Below are 15,477 nucleotides of genomic sequence, written 5' to 3'. Positions count from 1 at the left end.
CGTCTCAGGTTAGTGGTCGCCGTCTGAACCTGCGAGCAAGTTGTGACAGGCTCGAAAGCATGGCAACGATCAGTGTCTCGGTACAGATGCCCGAGAACCCTCAGGGCGCGTGGGACAAGGCTTCCGCGCTCGACCGGTTCGACGAGTGGATGACCATCCACGGTGGTTGGTGCACTCCGCCGCCGGAGAGGGTCGGCAAGGGCACGGAGGTCGAATCCTTGGTGAAGGTGAAGGGTTTCAAGAACACGATCAAGTGGGAGTTCACCGAGTACGACGAGCCGAAGCTGATCGAAATGTCGGGCCGCGGCAAGGGCGGGGTGCGAATCTCGCTGACCGTACACGTGCGTGAGGCCGAGGGCGGGTCGGAGCTGACGCTCGATGCGAAATTCGGTGGGGGTGTGCTCTTCGGTCCGGTGGGATCGGTGGTGGCGCGGGCGCTGGACACCGATGTGAAGCAGTCGGTGGCCAATCTGGCGGCATTGAGTTGACGGATCCTTGCTGAAGTAGCTGCACGACAACCTCTTCCAGCCCCGCACCGGTGTTCTCGGTGTGGGGCTGGAGTCTTTCCTGGGGCTTATGCGATGTGGGGGCCTGCTCGGGCGTGGGATGGTCGCGGTTGTCGATACGGGTCGACGGTGGCGGGTGGGATGAACCAGGGGTGGTTGTCGGTGCCGATGAACACTTCCCAGTCGGAGTGGTGCATGAGTCGGTGGTGGAATCCGCAGAGTAGGACGAGGTTGTTCATGTCGGTGGGGCCGCCGTCGGCCCAGTGCCAGATGTGATGTCCTTCGGTCCAGGCGGCGGGTCTTCCGCAGCCGGGGAAGGCGCAGCCGTGATCGCGGGCGGTGAGGGCTTTGCGTTGTTTGGCGGAGACGGTGCGGGCGGTGCGGGCGAGGTTGAGTGGGTTGCCGTTCTCGTCCATGACGATCGCGGTGAGAACACAATCACACGCCAACTGCCGGGAAGTGTTGCGGGAGAGTGGTCCCATCCAGGGGAGCCACCCGACCGACGTGCCGTCGCCGAACAGGTCCCTGTATGCGCCACGATCCGTTGCACAGCGGTCACCTTCACTGCCACTGGCGGTGTCACTGCCGCTGCCGTTTGCGTGGTCCGGCTCGGTTGCTGGGGCGGTGTCGATGGGGTTGCCGGTGTTGATGTCGACCGGATCGCGTATCTCTTTGTTGGTGTCGGATTCGGTTGCTGCGCGTGCAGTTTCGTCGTCTGCGATGTCGTCGGCGTCGGCAGTGTCGGCACTGTCGCGGAAGTCGGTGAGATCGCGCAGGTTGATGTGCAGGTTCAGGTGGGGTCGTTCGCCGCCTTCGATGGGTCGATTGCTGGAGGCGAGGTATTGGTCGAGGATGTGCCCGAAAGCGTCGGCTCTGCGTTTGGCGGGGCTGCGGTCGTCTGGGGTGCCGTCGGCTGCGGGGCGGGGTTCGGTCAGGGGGGAGAGTGCGGTGAGGAGTTTCTCCCCGGTGACAGCGTCGACATCCATCTTCGCCACCAGCCGGCCGTTCAAGGTCGTGGAGGCGAACAGTTCGTTGCGGTCGGTGTTCTCGGGTGGTGGGGTCTTGCCGCCGAACTCGTCCTCGAGTTTGGTGATCGCTGCCCGGATGCGGCCGGTGCGTGCTTCGGGCCCGGTCGCGGCGGCGATCAGCGCGGTTCGGGCCATGACGCGGCCCTCTTCCGGGAGGTCCTTGGGTGGGGTTTCGGCGAAGGTGAGGATTAGCGCGGCGTGATCGACGGACATGACGCCGGTGTTCACGGCGTCGGCGATATCGGGAAAATTCTTCAACCCGCGGGCGAGGGCGACGATCTTGGTGGCCTTGGACGGCGAGAGCAGGGTGGTGGAGGTCAGCCAGCCGGCGGGTCCGGGGAAGCCGAGCTTCTCACGGCTCACACGGGTGTCGATCTCTGCGACGAGGGCGATCCGTCGGGCCTCCGACAACTGAATTTCATGGGAGACCGTGGCGGCGTCGGCGAGCAGTTCGCTCTCGCTCAGTTGCCAGATCTCCGTGGTCATGGAAGCAAGTGTATCGAACGTGCGTTCGACTGGCAAGCATGATTGAATCGAAAACTGTTGCCCTGCTTAACTATTCGCTATGCAGAACCTGTCGGCGGAGTGTGCTAGGTGCGGCTGCGCCGGTTTCGGGACGGTTCCGATCACGAGCAACGCGGCAAGTATCTCGACTTCCCACCTGAAGTCGACGGACGGCATAGCGCATAACCTGTCCCATCGTCGGGCCTCCGGTGTCGTCATGGAGCCGACATCGCGGCACGGGCGGCCCACGAGCCGGTAGGGAACGTCCGACACTTCCGCCCATTGGGCGAATTCAGAACAGACTTCTACTGCTGCCGCGTCTTTCGCAACCACCACAGTCCCGCGATGGGGAGCACAACCGGGATGAAGACGTAGCCGGATCCGAAGTGCGACCACACCGTCGGCTCCGGGAAGTCCTGGGGCTGGATGTAGCTGAGGGTGCCGATGCCGATCACTCCGACGAGTTCGATGATGCAGGAGACCGTCACCACTCGTCGTGACGCTTCTGTAGCTCGGGCCAGTCCCACCGTGGCGATGATGTAGACCACCGCCGCGAAGGCGGACAGCAGGTACGCGATCGGTGCGTCGTCGAATCGTGTGGTCAGCTGCACGATCGAGCGTGACGTCGCGGCGACGGCGAACACTGCGTAGACGGCGATGAGGAAGCGACCGAAGCCGGTGCGCGTCGCTTGCTGGAGGTTGTCAGGCATATCCGGCCCAAATCTGGCTCAGGCGCAGCACCATGGCTGCGAGGGTGAGGACGGCAACGAGCAGTACCGCTGTGCCGCCACGGGAACGGTCGCCCAGGGACCACCACGTGCCGAGAGGGAGCAGGAACAGCAGTCCGACGAGGTAGGACCCGAAGGTCAGCTCATGTATCTCGCGGTCCGAGGTGAACATCATGACGAACCCGATGACGGCTTGAAGTGCGACGACTGCCTCGGTCGCAGCGATGGTCCAGAACAGTGCGCGATCGGACCTGTTCTTCAGCAGGACGGGTCGGTTCAGGGCGAGCTTTGCGAGTACCCAGATGCCCACGACCAGGGACAACGCGTACAACAAGCCGGTGACGGCGCCGATCATCGAGTTCCTCGTCAAGTTCGGGTGGATGGATGGAGCGGCCTCCAGGGTATCCGCGTAACACCACGTCAACACTGTGAGGCCCTCGAAACACGGCGTTGTTCCGGGTGTGACCAACAGGAAATGGATGAGGCTTGTACTTGTCCTATGGCCGCGGAGGATCTGCTCTCCCGCCGGACATGACCTCTTTTCCCCAGGTGGCCACAGGCGTCCACCCGATTCAGTCAGCTCTGTGAACTCTAGGAGAAGCACATGTCAGATATCGACCAGGCCATCGCCGAGAACATCAAGAAGTCTCTCGAAGAGATCCCGCACCCGTCACTTCCCAAGGGCAGCAACATCTACGGGTCCACCAAGATCTTCCCCGACTACAAGGCGGAGAACGGCGAAAGCTACTTCACACTGGTGCACGGCATTGCCCACGAGTCCTCGGTGTCGTTCGTCGCAGTACTTCAAGCGACGCGCGCTCTGCGCAAGGGTTTCGAGTCGGCCATGTACTTCTACGGCCCCGGCGCTATCAATTGCCTTGCCACCCGTGGCTTTCCGACGACCGGTGACTCAGGTTTCCCCGGTGAGCAGAACATCAACGATTCTCTCGCGACATTCATCGCCGAGGGTGGCACCGTGTTCTGTTGCCGCTTCGGGCTCGCGTTGCACGGTGGCCGCGAAGAAGACCTCATCGAGGGCATCATCCCGGCACACCCCCTGGACGTGCAGGACGCGCTGATCCACTACGCGCGCAAGGGTGCCATCATCAACTCGACATACATGGTCTAGGGGCACCTATGTCCGTCTCTACGCGCGTGGATCTGGCGCTGCTCGGCATTCGAGGAGCGACGCCGGTGTCCAGAACTGCCGGTGCAGGGCCGAGTGACGACGGACATGTCCGCATCGACGGCCTCGGCGCAGCCATCCCGCGCAATCCGCTCAGTCCGTACGTACTCGAAGAAGGCCGAGTCCTGTTCGACGGCAACGACATCGGTCTCGACGTGCAAGCCGTGGACCGGCCGAAGTTCTACGACCTCGCCACTGCCGATGGGATCGCCTACGAGAAGATCGCGAAGCTGCACGGCTCCAGCGTTCTCGCGACCACCGTCGTGCAGACCTGCATCCGCTACGACGCAGATCAACGCTGCCGCTTCTGCTCCATCGAGGCGTCGCTGGAGGCCGGCGACACCATCGCCGTCAAGACTCCGGTGCAGCTCGCCGAGGTAGCCGAGGCCGCGGTGCGGCTCGACGGCGTCACGCAGATGGTCATGACGACGGGTACCTCGGCCGCGAAGGATCGCGGCGCCCGTCATCTGGCCCGATGTGTGCGAGCCATCAAGGCGGTGGTTCCGCAGCTGCCTATCCAGGTGCAGTGCGAACCTCCCGGCGACCTGCAGACGATTCAAGATCTGTACGACGCGGGAGCCGAATCCATCGGCATCCACGTCGAATCCCTCGACGACGACGTTCGGCACAAGTGGATGCCGGGCAAGGCCTCGGTCTCGATGGACGAGTACCGCGCTGCGTGGAAAGAAGCGGTTCGTGTGTTCGGACGCAACCAGGTCTCGACGTACATCCTGGTGGGGCTCGGCGAGGATCCCGACGAATTGGTCTCCGGAGCAGCAGAACTCATCGAGATGGGCGTCTACCCCTTCGTCGTCCCGTTCCGTCCTCTCGCCGGAACGTTGGCGGTGGACGTCGACCGGGCGACGGCTCCCGATCGCGACGTGCTCGAAGACATCACTCGACGCGTCGCCAAGGAACTGCAGGCCGCGGCGATGCTCGGATCCGATCAGAAGGCAGGCTGCGCGGCATGCGGTGCGTGCAGCGTCCTGCAGAACGCGGGAGGCTGACATGTACGGCGTCGTAGAGGGCAACGATCTCGCCGGATTGTCCGGTGCTGCAGTCACGGTCGTGCAGCCGGAGTTCATCGTCCAGCCGTGCAGCGGGCCAGCAGAACTGAATGCGTACCGGGCACTGCGTACAGAGACGTTCGTCGCCGAGCAGGGTTTGTTCGCCGGCACCGACCACGACGACGTCGACGACGATCCGCGAGCAGTTGTTCTGGTCGCCACCGACCGAGACGGCACCGTGCTCGGCGGAGTGCGGCTGGCACCCTGCACGGCAACGGATCTGGGGTGGTGGGCCGGCAGTCGCCTGGTGGTCGCCGCCTCTGCGCGCACCTCCGGCGTTGGGCCGACGCTGGTTCGGGCGGCCTGCGCCCATGCCGAGAGTCGGGGCGTACTTCGCTTCGACGCGACGGTGCAGAAGAGCAACGAGCAACTGTTCACCCGGCTCGGGTGGATTCGCCGCGGTGACGTCGAGGTGGCCGACACACCGCACGTGGCGATGTACTGGCCGATCGACAGGATCGAACGGCTGGTGTCGTCGACCAAGGCGATGCTGGCCGGTGTCCTTGCGCCACTGAAAGCGCAGCCACTCGGGCTCGGTGCCAAAGGATTTCGAGGCGACGACGGGGTGCCGGTACCGGGGAGCGACATGATCGCCGCCTGTGATGCGATCATTCCCTCGATGGTCGACCGCGACCCGGAGTGGGCCGGCTGGTGTGCGGCGCTGGTCAACCTGAACGACCTCTCGGCGATGGGAGCAGGAGCCGTCGGCATGCTCGATTCCGTCGGAGCACCCACGCAGAGTCGGCTGACCCGCATCATCCGTGGTCTCGCCAATGCCTCTGCGGCATGGCACGTTCCGGTACTCGGCGGCCACACCCAGGCCGGGGTGCCGTCGTCGCTGTCGGTCACCGCTCTGGGGCGCACAGCGAACCCGGTGCGGGCCGGCGGGGGAAGCGTCGGCGATCGCCTGACGCTCACCGCGGACATCGAAGGCGAGTGGCGACGCGGATACCATGGTCAGCAATGGGATTCGTCCTCTCGCCGGAACTCCGAAGAGCTGACGACCATGGCGTCGTTCGTCGCCCGCACCGCACCCAAGGCCGCCAAGGACGTCTCGATGGCAGGCCTGGCAGGCACCACCGGAATGCTCGCCGAAGCGAGCGGAACCGGTGCCGTGCTCGATGTCGCGTCGATACCGAAGCCGGGCGCAGCGTCGATGGGCGAATGGATCACGTGTTTTCCAGGGTTCGCGATGATCACCGCGGACCGTCCCGGTGCACCTACTGCACCGTCCGGACCAGCACTGTCCGCAGAATGCGGAGAGCTCACCGACATTCCGGGCGTCGCGCTGCGATGGCCCGATGGAATCACCACTCGCGCGGTCACATCCACCGTGACCGGATTGGGAGAAGCATGACCACCCACCCGCAGCCCGTCACCATCTCCGTCGCCGCAGCCGAATTCGGCCGCGACATGGAACAGGGTTACGCCACCATCGCCGCGTTGCTCGAGGAATCACGCAACCGCGGCAGCCAACTACTCGTCCTGCCCGAGGCCTGCCTCGGCGGCTACCTGCCCAGTCTCGGAGGCGGCGACGAGACCGAGGAATCGCGACAGCGTCGGCTGAAGGCGCTGCCGCCCGCTCTGGAGCTCGACGGCCCCGAGATCAAGCGGGTCATCGACATGGCCGGCGATACCGTCATCACCTTCGGTTTCTGTGAGAAGGACGGCGACACCCGCTACAACGCCGCCGTGACGGTCGACGGCAGCGGCATTTTGGGTTCGTACCGCAAGGTGCACCAGCCGCTCGGTGAAAACCTCTGTTACGACGCGGGAGACAGCTACTCCGCCTTCGATACTCCGATCGGCCGCATGGGCATGCAGATCTGCTACGACAAGGGATTCCCCGAGGCAGCAAGGGAACTGGCGCTCGACGGTGCCGAGATCGTCGCGTCCATCTCCGCCTGGCCGACGGCACGCACCGCGACGGTCGAGAACATGGAGGAGGACCGCTGGAAGCAGCGGTTCGACATCTACGACCGCGCCCGGGCGCTCGAGAATCAGATCATCTGGGTCGCAGCCAATCAGGCGGGTACCTTCGGATCTCTTCGATTCGTCTGCAGCGCCAAGATCGTCGGCCCCGGCGGAGAAATTCTCGCCGGCACCGGCGTCGAACCGGGCTTGGCGACGGCCACCGTCGACGTTGCTGCGCTCATCGGCGCAGCACGTGGCGGCGGTATGTACAACCTGCGTGATCGCCGGCCGTCGGTCTATCGGACCATCACGAAGGAGCCGATCCATGCCTGAGATGTCGTTCCTCGTGCGATGGCCCGACGGCCGCGAACAGTCCTGCTATTCACCCTCGCTGGTGATGCACGATTACCTGACACCCGGCCAGGACTATCCGGTGGCGGAGTTCGTGCAGCGGGCGTCGGAGGCATTGACGGTCGCCAGCGATCGAGTTCTCGCCAAGTTCGGAATGCGGTGCACCTCGGCCGCGCAGCAGATGGAGGAGATTCACGGTGCCAGTACCTCGTACGAGGCCGGTACCGTCCGCGTACTGAGCATGTCGGGAGCTGAATTGCTATGACAGAGAACCACTCCGTGATAGTCATCGGCGGCGGACAGGCGGGTCTGTCCATCAGTTGGCATCTGACGCAGCGCGGCATCGAACATGTCGTTCTCGAGCGCGACACGATCGCGCACGAGTGGAAGGACTCGCGCTGGGACAACTTCACTCTCGTCACCCCGAATTGGCAGTGCGCACTTCCCGGGTACTCCTACGACGGTGACGATCCCGACGGATTCATGCGGCGCGACGAGGTCCATGCCTTCGTGCGCCGCTACGCCGAGAGCTTCGATGCACCCGTGCGAGAACGTGTTTCGGTCACAACCGCACTACAGAGCGGGGATGGGGGTTTCGACCTGCAGACCTCCGCCGGCCCCATGCATGCCGACCAGATCGTCGTCGCTGTCGGTGGCTATCACATCCCCACCATCCCGCGGTTCGCCGAGAAGCTCCCGCGCAACATCGTCCAGCTGCACTCCTCCGATTACCGCGGGTCACACCAGTTCCCGGACGGAGATGTACTGGTGGTCGGCACCGGCCAGTCCGGCGCGCAGATCGCCGAGGATCTGCACCTCGACGGCCGACGCGTCCACCTGGTGGCCGGCACCGCTCCCCGCGTCGCACGCTTCTATCGCGGCCGCGACTGTGTCGCCTGGTTGCACGACATGGGCGTCTACGATGTCTCCATCGAAGATCAACCCGGTGGCGTCGGCAAACGCGAGAACACGAACCACTACGTCACCGGCCGTGACGGTGGTCGAGACATCGACCTGCGCGCATTCGCCACCGAGGGAATGCAGCTCTACGGCCGACTGCTCGGCGTCGAGGACGGCGTTCTGGAGTTCGCACCCACTCTGGAGGCGTCGCTCGATGCTGCGGATCGGGTGGCCGAGAGCATCAAGGACACCATCGACGCCTACATCGAGCGCGAGGGCATCACTGCCCCCACCGAAGAGCGCTACGTACCGGTGTGGCGTCCCGAGGCCGAGACCACCGAACTCGATCTCGCCACCACCGACATCACGGCCGTCGTCTGGTCGGTCGGCTTCCGCACCGACTACCGCTGGCTGAAGGTCGGTGCCTTCGACGGTGAAGGGCACCCGACGCACAACCGCGGCGTCACCTCGGTACCGGGCCTGTACTTCCTCGGCCTGCCGTGGCAGCACACCTGGGGTTCGGGACGCTTCGCCTCGGTGGCCCGCGACGCTGCTTTCCTCGCCGACCAGATCGGGCTGGAGATCAGTGCTGCGCAGTCACGGAACTCACCGCAGCCGCAGAGTCAGATGGTCTGAGTTCGACGTGGCCCCCATCAAGATCGGCGCACTGGCAGCGCATTTCGGGCGTGATGTCGACCGGGCCGTACTGAAGATCACCACGATCATCTCCAGTGCGGCGCGGGAAGGCATCGACCTCCTGGTGCTGCCCGACGCGTCCCTCGGGGGCTACATCAACAGCCTGAGCAATCCGGATCCCGCGGAACTACCGCCCACCCTCGATCCCGACGGTCCGGAACTGGCTGCGATCATCGCCGCGGCCGGGAACATGACGATCTGCATCGGGTACACCGAGCTCTCGAAAGGGCTGCGGTACAACGCTGCAGCGTGCCTTACGGGAGACGGCATTCTGGGTAGCCACCGCAAGGTGCACCAGCCGCTCGGGGAGTCGCTCGCCTACGCCGCCGGCGACCACTTCGAGGCCTTCGATACCCCGGTGGGGCGGATGGGCATGCTGATCGACTACGACAAGACGTTCCCGGAGTCGGCGCGGACGCTGGCCCTCGACGGCGCGAGAATCATTGCGGCGCTGTCTGCCTGGCCTGCAAGCGTCACCGATCGTGCTTCCTCGCTGCCGAACGATCGACAGTCCCGTCTGTTCGATCTGTACGACGCAGCCCGGGCAGCCGAGAACCAGGTGGTGCTGGTCTCGTCCAACCAAACCGGAGTGATGGGGTCCCTTCGCTTTCTCGGGCAGGCGAAGATCGTTGGCCCCGGTGGCGACGTGCTGGCGCGGACGTGGTCCAAAGGGGGCCTTGCGGTGCACGAGATCGACGTCGACGCCGAGGTCGACCGAGCCCGCCGGGGGTTGCATCACCTGGCGGAGCGTCGGGTGGACGCATATCCGAATCTGTTGCAGGAGAAGACGGGTCAGTGAAGATCAGCCTGCTGACCTATTCGTCCAAGCCGCGCGGCGGAGTGGTGCACACGCTGGCACTGGCCGAGGCACTGGCGCGCGCCGGGCAGGACGTGTCGGTGTGGTCTCTCGGGCGCGGCGGCGACAGCACGTTCTTTCGTGCCGTCGACCCCGCCGTCGACATCAGAATGGTCCCGTTCGTGCACCGGGACGGAGAGAACGTCGGAGAACGAATTCTGCGGTCGATAGATGTTCTGCGACAGGCCTTCACGCCGGACGAGTACGACATCGTCCATGCCCAGGACTGCATCTCCGCCAATGCCGTCGGCCGCTGTATCAGGACCATCCACCACCTGGACGAGTTCACCACGCCCGAGTTGGCCGCGTGCCACGAACGCGCGATCCTTGCCCCGTACGCACGGATCTGCGTGTCGGCAGCGGTAGCGAGCGACGTCCACCGTGGATGGGGATTCGACCCCACCGTCATTCCGAACGGTGTCGATGCAGGCAGGTTCACCGCAGCCGAAGAATCGGGCCGATCGCACTGGCAGGAGAAGTTCGGCCGGTACGTGCTCGCCGTCGGCGGCATCGAACCACGCAAGGGCAGTCTCGATCTGCTCGACGCGTTCGCACGGTTGCATTCGCACGACCTTCGACTGGTGTTCGCCGGTGGCGAGACGCTGTTCGATTATCGCGACTATCGCGCGGAGTTCGACCGTCGCGCAGTGGAACTCGGAATCGAGCCGGTGATTCTCGGTACCGTCGACGACGACGAGCTACCGTACCTCGTGGCACAGGCTGCCGTGCTGCCGTTCTTCTCCACCAAGGAGGGCTTCGGGCTGGCCGCCATGGAGGCGCTCGCTGCATCGACTCCCGTCGTCGCGCGAGATCTACCGGTACTTCGGGAAGTGTTCGGAGACAGCGTTACCTATGCATCTTCGGTGAAGACCATGGCAGCCGAGCTCGAACGTGCCGTGCAAGAACCGCGGAATCCACTACCGGGGCTGGCTCTTGCGCAGAGCCTCACCTGGGACGAGGCTGCGCGTCGACACCTGGGGTTCTACTCCTCGCTGCGCTGACCGCTTCGCTTGTTGCGTTTGAGTCGATGGGGCTTGAGCTTGTGGAAACCCTTGACCCGTAGCGAGCGGACCGATTTGAGGTAGAACTCGGAATCGTGACGCAGTTCCTCGGTCATGACGGTGTCGACCAGGATCGTTCCCGGATTCGACGAACTGGTCAGGCGCGCAGCGATGTTGACCACCGACCCGTACAGGTCGCCGTAGCGGGCGAGAACCGGTCCCCAGGCCAGCCCGACCCGCAGGTCCGGCATGTCCTCCTGCTCGGCGAAAGCGTCTTGCAGGTCGAGGGCGATGTGAGCGGCATCCTCGGGAGTCTGTGCACTGAACATCACCTCGTCGCCGACGTTCTTGATCACCGAACCACGTCCGCGCGCAATGATATTGGTGGCCAGGGACTCGAACTCCTCGAGGAGTGTCGTCAATTCGCCGATGTCGAGGCGACGCGTCAGGCTGGTGTAGCCGACCATGTCGGCGAACCCGACGGCCATGATGGGGCTGTCGGTGGCGTCGTCGGGAGCGGCGATGGACCGTCCGGCCGCCGCGGCCAAGTGGCGTCGCCAGGTGTAGCCCTGAAGCGCTTCGAGGGTGGGAACGGTCTCGGCCGCGATGTCCCTGGCGTTGCGCCGGATGACGTCGATGTCGTTCTGGTCTTCCTCGCTGCTGGTGATGCGCTCGAGGATGTGAGAGTTCACTACGCCCACTTGCCATTCCGCGAGCCTGGACATCGACTGCCCGAGAGTACGCGCGATCGCGACCTCCATCTCGGGCTTGATGACCTTCTGCTCGGTGAGTCCGGTGATCAACTTCAGTGCCTCGAGGTCCGCGTCGGTGTAGACGACCGCCTCGGTATCGGTGTGGATGGGAAAGCCCATGCCGATCCACAGCGCGATGACCCGTTCGAGCGGCAGCCCCGACTTGTCGACGATGTCGGAACGGGTGTACTTCGGCGTGCCCCCCAAGAGATTGCGTTCGATCTCCGCTTGCACCACCGAGTTGATCTGGTTCTCAGGCATATCCCAACGTTCTGTCGAAATAGGAACGAACATCGTCCACGTACGCGTCGATCTTGTCCGGCTCCCAGTCCGTGGTGGGGATGGGCTCGCCGACGGTGACCTTGACGGTACCGGAGTGGACGGTGAAATCCTTTTTCCACATCACGTCACCGGCATTGTGGATGACGATCGGGACGATGGGCACTCCGGCCTGCATGGCCAGGTGGAAGCCGCCCTTCTTGAACCGGCCGAGACGGGACGTCGGCATCCGTGTGCCCTCGGGCGCGATGGCGACGGAAATACCACTGTGCAACTTCTCGATGGCCGGACGCATCGCCTCGCGGGCCTGTGAAGGATCACCACGATCGACGTAGGCGACGTCGAAGATCCTGCCCAGCAGCGCGAACCGTGGGTCGCGCTCGAGCTCTCGCTTGGCGACGGCGGTGATGTCGCGGCGCAGGATGGATGTGACGATGATCGAGTCGGCTGTGCTCTGGTGGTTGAACATGAACACCGCCGGCCGCGCCGACCATGCATTCTCGGTGCCGGTCACGTCGAGCTTCACCCCGGCGATGGTCAGCGCGATGTCCGGTGCGATGGTGCTGGTGATGTTCGCTCCGTTGCGGCGACTGCGCGTCAGCAGCCCCAGCCCCAATCCGATCGACGCGCTGGCCAGTACCGATCCGAGAGCGGCGGTGCTTCGCACTGCGGAAGTGAGGTCGGTGCCACGCTTGGGGCTCTCCAACGTCAGCGACGGCCACTTCTTCTTCGCGGCGTACCGCTGAAGATCCGGATCGGGGTTCAGCGCGACGGGACGTCCGACGGCCTCGAGCAGTGGCACGTCCTCTCCGCCGTTGGAGTAGGCGAAGCAGCCCGCGAGGGCGATGCCCTCACGTTCGGCGTAGTCGATCGCGGCCTGTGCCTTGCGCGGCCCCCACAGCGAGTCGCCCACCAGCTCCCCGGTCAGTATCCCGTCGGTGACCACGGGGGTGGTGCACAGTAGCGTCTCGAACATCATGTCCTGCTGTACGGGCAGCGCCTGGTACGGCGTGGCCGAGGTGGCCATCACCAGTCGATGGCCGGCATGGCGGTGCGCCTCGACGAGGGCGCGTGCCTGCGGATAGATCATCGGCGCGATCTCGTTGCGGAACAGCGTGTAGGCCTGCTCCATCAGATCTTCTTCCCGACGGCCCTCGAGGCCGCGGACGGCCTTGCCCATCAGGTTGTCGACCGGGGAGTTGCGCATCCGCATCTCGACGACGGCGCTCGATATCTCCCACAGTTCCTTGACCGTCACGTCGAGGGTCTTGAGACGTTCGAGAAACACTGCGCGGGCGGAGAACCCGTTGATCAGGGTGCCGTCGAGATCGAAGAATGCGACGGTGTCTCGGCCGGGTGGAGCGGCGGCGATCGCGATCAGCCGATCGTCGAACTCGGTCATGAATTGTTCTCCTCGGGGGCCGAGATCGGTTCTACCTGGCGCAGCATGCGGTGGGCCATGTCGCGGATCGTGCGCACCTTGCGTGCCCACTCGTCGATCTCGAGTGCGAAGTCTCGGCGTCGACGCGCGATACCGTCGGAGCCGGAATCGACGAGATCGCGGTTCTCCGCCAATTGCAGTGCCGTATCGAACAATTCGCCGGAGATCGACTCGCTGTGATCGAGCTGCTGACGAAGCCGTCTGGCCTGAGCGGCACCGAGGCATTCCGCGATGAACTTCGACTTGTCGAACTCCCCGCTCTGCGGCAGCAGCATCAGTTGATCGGCTACCACCTGGTATGCCTCGAAGATCGGTTGCAGCACGCGGTGCGCGAGATGCAGATCTTGTGACTGAAGTTGTCGCGCAGCGTAATCGGGGTCGCTGATGTGGGTGCGCCAGTCCGGGTCGATGAGATCGACCTCGGACTCGAGCCGTTCGCCGAAGTCCTTCTTGTCGCCGAAGAAGAACTCGAACTTGAGCAGATCGCGCAACTGCAGTGCCGACTGCCACAGGGATTCCTGCGTGAGGGGCGTCGAATCTCCGCTGGTCGGCAGAACGACCAACTCGCCGATGGCCCGCATGACGAAGAAGTGAATGGCGTTGTTGCGGAAGAACGCTGCGACGAGATGCTTGTCCTGAGCCAGATAGAACAGCGGCTCGGGGCCGTCGTCGAACCGTTTGACGACGTTCGCGTTCACCTGTGCGATGACGGCCGATCGGACGACGTCGACGTCGGCGATGTCCACTCCGCCCGCAGTGGGCAGGTTGCGGCGTTTGATGTAGCGGGCCAGTGGGGCGATGATGGCCCACATCTCGTTGACGTTGAGGGCGCGATCCTCGATGCCGAGCAGAGCCATGGTGACCAGCGCGGCCGGAGTGACCGGCGTCGAGTCGTTGATCGCGTGTGCGACGCCGAGGGCGATCTTCTGCACCGCCACTCGCTTGTCCGGATTCTCGGCGACGATGGATGCCACCGAGATCGGCTCACCGAAATTGAGATACACGTTGCCGCGCAACGTGCCCTGAGCACGGATGTACCCGATGGCCATGCGAATGCCCTCGGCCTGTTTCTTCGCTCCGTGCGATTCCTCGGCCATCGCGCCGACCTCGAACAGGCGGTCGTAGGTGATCGACGTCGGGACCAGATAGACATCTTCGGCATCGCTGGACTCGAGGGCGTCGACCAGATAGGTCAGCAGACCGAACCTCGGCGGGCGAAGCTTGCCGGTGCGGCTACGGCCGCCCTCGATGTACCACTCCAGGTTGAACCGCTTGCTCAGCAGGAAACTCATGTACTGACGCAGCGTCCACTTGTAGATCGCGTCGGAGAACTTGCGCTGAATCAGCACGACGCCACTGCGTTTGGCGATCGGACCCAGCGGCCAGAAGCCGACGTTGATCCCGCCCATGACGTGGTTCAGCGGCAACCCTTCGGCCAACAGCGCCGGACGCAACACGAGCGGATCGAGATAGGAACGGTGATTGGGCAGGAACACCAACGGATAGTTCTTGTTGAGCTCGCGCACCTTCTGGAGTTGATCGCGGTCCACATCGACCTTGTACGCCCGTGAGAAGTACGCCCCGAGCGTTCCCCACATCTCGACGGCGCGGCGCGTCTCGGTCGCGACCATCTCATCGAGGATGTCGTGGACGCGTGTGTCGACGGCGTCGCGATCCTGGCCGACTTCCTCCGCCAGTTCGGTGATGCCGTCCCGGAACTTCTTCTGCTCGGTCATGTCCTCGACGACGAAGCGCGGGATCTTGTACTCCGACCCGATGACGCCGCGCTCGGCCTTGTCCAGAGCCAGACTGGCCTGCCGCAGAATGAACGACGACAGCGACGTGCCGCCACCGCGCTCGAACCGATCCTGTAGATCACTGAGCGTCGCGGGCTCGCCGACGAGAACTGCGGAGTGGTCGGGATCGTCTCCCGCCACCCATCGCTGCCACACCTGCGTTGGCTTGGAGCGCCCGCGCGGAGCGAAGATTCGGTGCAGGATGCCGTTCTTGCGCTCGGACAGCGTCACCCGCAGCGGGATCAGCAGCGGATCCTCGGCGTATCCGCGAACACTGTCCGACAGTGACGTTCTCGCCTCGCCGGAGAGCACCACCGAGGGTGGACGGGGCTCGCCGTCGGGAGTGGTGGCGTCGATCCACTGATTCAGAGCCTGAACCTCGAGGGTGGATTTGGCATCGAGCAAATACACGTGCGGACCGTCGCTGAGCGACTGCTCGTCCGCGTCGAGGTGGTACATCGAGACTCCTGTT

Annotated in this window: 15 protein-coding genes; 9 read left to right on the top strand and 6 right to left on the bottom strand. The window is 64.4% G+C overall.

Annotated features, from left to right (window positions below):
• Positions 1–59 precede the first annotated feature (59 nt).
• Complete coding sequence (locus AABD04_RS23640) at positions 60–488, top strand: type II toxin-antitoxin system Rv0910 family toxin (RefSeq protein WP_341442717.1); 429 nt, start codon at positions 60–62, stop codon at positions 486–488.
• Positions 489–574: 86 nt separating this feature from the next.
• Here AABD04_RS23640 and AABD04_RS23635 read toward each other — a convergent pair whose 3' ends face one another.
• The 3 genes from AABD04_RS23635 to AABD04_RS23625 form a co-directional block, all read right to left on the bottom strand.
• Positions 575–2,020 (bottom strand): HNH endonuclease signature motif containing protein, encoded by a 1,446-nt coding sequence (locus AABD04_RS23635; RefSeq protein ID WP_341442716.1) that lies wholly within the window; start codon positions 2,018–2,020, stop codon positions 575–577.
• Positions 2,021–2,343: 323 nt separating this feature from the next.
• Entirely contained in the window at positions 2,344–2,748 is a 405-nt protein-coding gene (locus tag AABD04_RS23630) for a hypothetical protein (RefSeq protein ID WP_341442715.1), read from the bottom strand.
• Entirely contained in the window at positions 2,741–3,121 is a 381-nt protein-coding gene (locus AABD04_RS23625; protein ID WP_341442714.1) for a hypothetical protein, read from the bottom strand. The genes AABD04_RS23630 and AABD04_RS23625 overlap by 8 nt, the downstream gene beginning before the upstream one ends.
• A 249-nt stretch (positions 3,122–3,370) precedes the next feature.
• Between AABD04_RS23625 and AABD04_RS23620 the strand changes: the two genes are divergently transcribed.
• The 8 genes from AABD04_RS23620 to AABD04_RS23585 are packed head-to-tail and all read left to right on the top strand — an operon-like array spanning position 3,371 to position 10,737.
• Entirely contained in the window at positions 3,371–3,895 is a 525-nt protein-coding gene (locus tag AABD04_RS23620; RefSeq protein WP_341442713.1) for an MSMEG_0572/Sll0783 family nitrogen starvation response protein, read from the top strand.
• Between the two features lie 8 nt (positions 3,896–3,903).
• On the top strand, positions 3,904–4,959 hold the full coding sequence (locus AABD04_RS23615) for an MSMEG_0568 family radical SAM protein (protein WP_341442712.1): 1,056 nt from the start codon (positions 3,904–3,906) through the stop codon (positions 4,957–4,959).
• Between the two features lies 1 nt (position 4,960).
• Positions 4,961–6,376: an MSMEG_0567/sll0787 family protein gene (locus tag AABD04_RS23610; protein ID WP_341442711.1), complete on the top strand. Its 1,416-nt coding sequence runs from the start codon at positions 4,961–4,963 to the stop codon at positions 6,374–6,376.
• Positions 6,373–7,266, top strand: a complete 894-nt coding sequence (locus AABD04_RS23605; protein ID WP_243596556.1) for a carbon-nitrogen hydrolase family protein — start codon at positions 6,373–6,375, stop codon at positions 7,264–7,266. The genes AABD04_RS23610 and AABD04_RS23605 overlap by 4 nt, the downstream gene beginning before the upstream one ends.
• Entirely contained in the window at positions 7,259–7,549 is a 291-nt protein-coding gene (locus AABD04_RS23600) for an MSMEG_0570 family nitrogen starvation response protein (protein WP_341442710.1), read from the top strand. The genes AABD04_RS23605 and AABD04_RS23600 overlap by 8 nt, the downstream gene beginning before the upstream one ends.
• The gene (locus AABD04_RS23595) at positions 7,546–8,820 is read left to right on the top strand and encodes an MSMEG_0569 family flavin-dependent oxidoreductase (protein ID WP_341442709.1); all 1,275 of its coding nucleotides are present in this window, start codon (positions 7,546–7,548) and stop codon (positions 8,818–8,820) included. The genes AABD04_RS23600 and AABD04_RS23595 overlap by 4 nt, the downstream gene beginning before the upstream one ends.
• Before the next feature lie 7 nt (positions 8,821–8,827).
• Entirely contained in the window at positions 8,828–9,679 is an 852-nt protein-coding gene (locus tag AABD04_RS23590) for a carbon-nitrogen hydrolase family protein (RefSeq protein WP_341442708.1), read from the top strand.
• Positions 9,676–10,737, top strand: coding sequence for an MSMEG_0565 family glycosyltransferase (locus AABD04_RS23585; protein WP_341442707.1), 1,062 nt, complete (start codon positions 9,676–9,678; stop codon positions 10,735–10,737). Before AABD04_RS23590 ends, AABD04_RS23585 begins: the two co-directional genes overlap by 4 nt.
• Here the strand turns inward: AABD04_RS23585 and AABD04_RS23580 are convergent.
• From AABD04_RS23580 to AABD04_RS23570, 3 genes are read right to left on the bottom strand one after another with little or no spacing between them, the layout of a single operon-like run.
• Positions 10,719–11,750: an adenylate/guanylate cyclase domain-containing protein gene (locus AABD04_RS23580; RefSeq protein WP_243596552.1), complete on the bottom strand. Its 1,032-nt coding sequence runs from the start codon at positions 11,748–11,750 to the stop codon at positions 10,719–10,721. The two genes, AABD04_RS23585 and AABD04_RS23580, sit on opposite strands and share 19 nt — an antisense overlap.
• Positions 11,743–13,170 (bottom strand): HAD-IB family hydrolase, encoded by a 1,428-nt coding sequence (locus tag AABD04_RS23575; RefSeq protein WP_243596551.1) that lies wholly within the window; start codon positions 13,168–13,170, stop codon positions 11,743–11,745. The genes AABD04_RS23580 and AABD04_RS23575 overlap by 8 nt, the downstream gene beginning before the upstream one ends.
• A complete protein-coding gene (locus AABD04_RS23570) occupies positions 13,167–15,464 on the bottom strand; it encodes a glycerol-3-phosphate 1-O-acyltransferase (RefSeq protein WP_341442705.1) in 2,298 nt (765 codons plus the stop codon). The genes AABD04_RS23575 and AABD04_RS23570 overlap by 4 nt, the downstream gene beginning before the upstream one ends.
• Positions 15,465–15,477 lie beyond the last annotated feature (13 nt).

The sequence above is a fragment of the Rhodococcoides navarretei genome, assembly GCF_038069675.1.
Lineage (GTDB): Bacteria > Actinomycetota > Actinomycetes > Mycobacteriales > Mycobacteriaceae > Rhodococcoides > Rhodococcoides navarretei.
Note: the sequence above shows the minus strand (reverse complement) of the source record. Positions and strands in the feature narration are given on the sequence as shown.